The sequence below is a fragment of the Hydrogenivirga sp. genome, from assembly GCF_056450045.1.
Map to the genome: position 1 here is coordinate 1 of NZ_JBWONM010000033.1, position 3,563 is coordinate 3,563.

Annotated in this window: 5 protein-coding genes; all 5 read right to left on the reverse strand. The window is 52.5% G+C overall.

The window, feature by feature from the left end; genetic code table 11:
* Positions 1-50 precede the first annotated feature (50 nt).
* Positions 51-671 carry an imidazole glycerol phosphate synthase subunit HisH gene (hisH, locus tag AC1HCM_RS01180; protein WP_479459946.1) on the reverse strand — a complete coding sequence of 207 codons (621 nt, stop codon included), beginning with the start codon at positions 669-671 and terminating at the stop codon, positions 51-53.
* Positions 668-1,510 (reverse strand): cytochrome c biogenesis protein CcdA, encoded by an 843-nt coding sequence (locus AC1HCM_RS01185; RefSeq protein ID WP_479459947.1) that lies wholly within the window; start codon positions 1,508-1,510, stop codon positions 668-670. The genes hisH and AC1HCM_RS01185 overlap by 4 nt, the downstream gene beginning before the upstream one ends.
* 18 nt (positions 1,511-1,528) lie before the next feature.
* The gene (locus tag AC1HCM_RS01190; protein ID WP_479459948.1) at positions 1,529-2,161 is read right to left on the reverse strand and encodes a PP2C family protein-serine/threonine phosphatase; all 633 of its coding nucleotides are present in this window, start codon (positions 2,159-2,161) and stop codon (positions 1,529-1,531) included.
* On the reverse strand, positions 2,158-2,985 hold the full coding sequence (locus AC1HCM_RS01195) for a serine/threonine protein kinase (protein ID WP_479459949.1): 828 nt from the start codon (positions 2,983-2,985) through the stop codon (positions 2,158-2,160). Before AC1HCM_RS01195 ends, AC1HCM_RS01190 begins: the two co-directional genes overlap by 4 nt.
* On the reverse strand, positions 2,985-3,563 hold a 579-nt coding region (dapA, locus tag AC1HCM_RS01200; protein ID WP_479459950.1), incomplete at its 5' end, for a 4-hydroxy-tetrahydrodipicolinate synthase. The genes AC1HCM_RS01195 and dapA, both read right to left, overlap by 1 nt.

The window sequence follows — 3,563 nt, forward strand, 5'->3', positions numbered from 1 at the left end:
AATGCTGAGATCAAGGTAAAGAGCCTCTTTGCGAACGTGGGCGTTGCCTTTTAGATAACTTCTTCGCAGTAGCGCCTGAAGTTTTCAAGGAGCTTAAGTCCTTTTTTCTGGCTCTTCTCTGGGTGGAACTGAACCGCCCAGAGGTTCTCCTTCTGAACCGCAGAGACGAAGAAGACATCGTAGTCTGTGGTTGATGCCACCACCTCCTCTTTCCTCGGAACTACGTGGTAGGAATGGACGAAGTAGAAGAAGTCCCCGTCCTCTATTTCTGAAAAGAGCCCTTTCCTCTTCTTTATCCATACCTGATTCCAGCCTATGTGGGGCACCTTGACCTTCGGTGGGAGAAGTACGACCTCGCCCTCAAGGACACCGAGCCCTTCGGTCTCCCCGTGCTCGTAGCTCCTTTCAAAGAGGAGCTGAAGCCCGAGGCATATGCCGAGAAAGGGCTTTCCTCTCTCTATGTGGGAAAGTAGAGGTGTAATTAGCTCCATTTCTCTCAGGTGTTCCATAGCCCTCCTGAAGGCTCCCTGACCGGGGAAGACGAGAGCATCCGCCTTGGAGACCTTGTTCCTGTCCCCTGTAACCTCAACCTCAGGGAAGCCGACGTGCTCAAGAGCCTTGGCAACGCTCCTGAGATTTCCCATACCGTAGTCAACTACGACAAGCTTCATATACCTACCCCGAGGGAAGCAAACCAGCTGAGTTTGTCAAGAACGAGGAGGACTCCCAAGGATATGAGGAGGATACCACCCACGAGCTCAACCACACCGAAGAACCTTCCGAACTTCTTAACGAAGCTCAGGAAAAGGGAAAAGAGGAGTCCGGCTATCAGAAAGGGAACGCCCAGACCGAGGGAGAAGAGAAAGAGCATCACAGCCCCTTCCCTAACGGTCTCCTGCTGGGAGGCTAAGAAGAGTATAGACCCGAGGATGGGTCCTATGCAGGGAGTCCAGCCAAAGGCAAACACCACCCCTATCAGGAAGGCTCCTATGTAAGAAGCCTTGGCTTTTGCCTCCTTTTTGAGCTGTCTGTATAGGTACTCATGAGCTCCGAAGAGGTAGAGCCCGAGGACGACAGCAAGAGCACCCGTCAGAGAGAAGAAGGTCTCCTTACCGATAACACCGAAGAGGTAGAGGGCTGTCAGAAAAGCCTCCACACCTATTAGCTCCCTCAAGAAGTTCGGTCTCAGGAAGGCTCCGGCAAAGTGGAGTCCAAAGAATATCACCAGCCCTCCGCCCACCTTGGCTATCTCCGTCTGGTAGGCTCTGAGAAACTGCCCTATGAAGGAGGCTCCCGCTCCGAGGAGTGTGAATACGAGGGAAAAGCCTATCACGAAGAAGAGGGTTGCGAGAAAGACCTTTGTGCTGAACAGCCTGTTTTCCTTCTGAACCTCTTCCACCCCAACCCCGGAAACGTAGGAGAGGTAGGCGGGTATTATGGGCAGAACGCAGGGTGATAGAAAAGCCAGAACCCCTGCGATGAAGGCTCCTATAAAGGTTACCTCAAACATGAGACTTATTATAAGCCCTCAATCGGGCATTACTATAGCGAAGGACAGGTCCTCGGAGGGGTCCTTATCAACGTACACCTTAAGGAGTCTCTCAGCGCTGAGCTCAATATCCTCACCGAGCACGCCGAGGATCTCCTTCTCCTCAAGGACGTTTACAGCTCCGTCGGACATGAGCAGGAAGATATCGCCCCTCATGACGGTTCCCTGAGAGAGGAAGACATCAACCTTCCAGTCTATCCCGAGAGCGGATACATACTTCTTGCCGTTCCTGTAGGTGATCTGGTCTTCTGTAAGGAGAAAGAGCCTTCCTCTCCGGAAGAGGTAGATACGGGAGTCCCCCACATGACCCAGTAAGTACTCCCCATCTGTGAAGCTTATGAGGCTCAGGGTTGTTCCAGCCACCTCCCTGTCCCCGAGCTTCGCTATCTCCTCCATTATCCTGAGGTTCGCCTCCTTGAAAAAGGACCTCACCTCCTGGGAGGTGGTAAAGGGTCTGTACTCATCTATCAGCTCAACAGCCTTCTCTGCAGCCATCCTGCCTCCGATCCCTATCCCCATGCCGTCCGCAACCGCGAAGGTGTCCTCAGAGCAGTAGAGCCTGTCCGCAAACCTCTCCCTGTCCCTGCACCACTCACCCGTTACATACTTCACGCAAGCCCCTCCGCAAGGAGATACTCCTTGAGCTCCTGAGCGGTTCTGAATCGCTTCCTGTAGTCCTTCTCAAGCATCCTCTCAATGAGCCTCTTCGTTTTTTCAGAGACCCCCTCCGGGGGTGTATAGATACCCTCCTTGTTCCTCCTCAGCTTCTCCTTTCTATCCTCCGAGTGAAAGGGATCCCTGCAAAAGAGGGTAAAGTAGAAGAGACAGCCGAGGGAGAATATATCACTGCTCCTGTGTATCTCTCCCTTAAAGACCTCCGGTGCTATGTAACCGAGAGTTCCCTTAACATCAAGGATTGAGACAGAGCCCCTTATCTTCAAGAGCCCGAAATCGCCCAGCTTCCAGACGATGCTCCTGAGAACCTTCTTTCCGAATACGTTCTCAGGCTTTATATCGCTGTGGATGTACCCCCTGCTGTGGAGAAAGGCAAGACCGTTGGTAACGTTCCAGAGGACCTTCAGAGCTTCTTTCTCTGAGAGACCTCCTTTATTGAGTACATAGTCCTTCAAGTCCCCGACATCCATCAACTCGTAGAGAACGTAAAGCTCCCCCTTATCCTTCTTGTAAAGGTAGCTCTGGAGGGATATGATGTTGGGGTGATTCAGGAGTATAAGGGTTTGAGCCTCCTTCCAGAGGTATTCTACCCCGTAGGGGTTTGATGCTACCTTAAGGGCGAGGAGCTTGCCCCTGTATCTTCCCTTCACCCCCCTGACCTTGTAAACTATCCCGAAGTCTCCCCTCCCTATGATGCCCAGAACCTTGTAGTAGCCCAATATGAGGTCCCCTTCCTTAAAGGGTGTTCCCGTGTTCTCCATCAGTTCACTAAGGGAAGGTTGTACTTCTTGAGGACCTCTCTCAGTTTCCTCTCGTTTTCGGGCTTCATCTCGCACATGGGCAGTCTGAACTCCTTCTCACACATGCCGAGCATCCAGCAGGCGGTCTTAACCGGAATGGGGTTTGTCTCTATGAAGAGTGCCTTGAAGAGCTCGTGAAGATGGTAGTGAAGCTCTCTGGCTTTCTTGAAGTTCCCCTCCTTCGCCAGCTCCGTCAGGAGCTTTATCTCCTTGGGAACCACGTTGTTGGCAACCGAAACCACGCCCTTTGCGCCGAGAGCCATCATGGGAAGGGTCAGGCTGTCATCACCGGAGAGGATTGAGAAGCTGTCGCCCAGCCTCTTGTGTAGCTCCGATATCCTGTCCATGTTGGGTGTGGACTCCTTTGAACCCACTATGTTAGGGTAGTCTGAGACGAGCCTGTAGATCGTATCAACAGCTATCTCAACTCCCGTCCGGGAAGGTATGTTGTAGATAAGGATCGGTATATCAACCTCCTCCGCAACGGTGGCGAAGTGCCTGTAAAGACCCTCCTGAGTAGGCTTGTTGTAGTAGGGAAC

Coding starts and splice junctions, on each gene's coding strand:
- AC1HCM_RS01195 (WP_479459949.1), bottom strand. CDS start 2,985: ATGGAGAACACGGGAACACCCTTTAAGGAAGGGGACCTCATATTGGGC.
- hisH (WP_479459946.1), bottom strand. CDS start 671: ATGAAGCTTGTCGTAGTTGACTACGGTATGGGAAATCTCAGGAGCGTT.
- AC1HCM_RS01185 (WP_479459947.1), bottom strand. CDS start 1,510: ATGTTTGAGGTAACCTTTATAGGAGCCTTCATCGCAGGGGTTCTGGCT.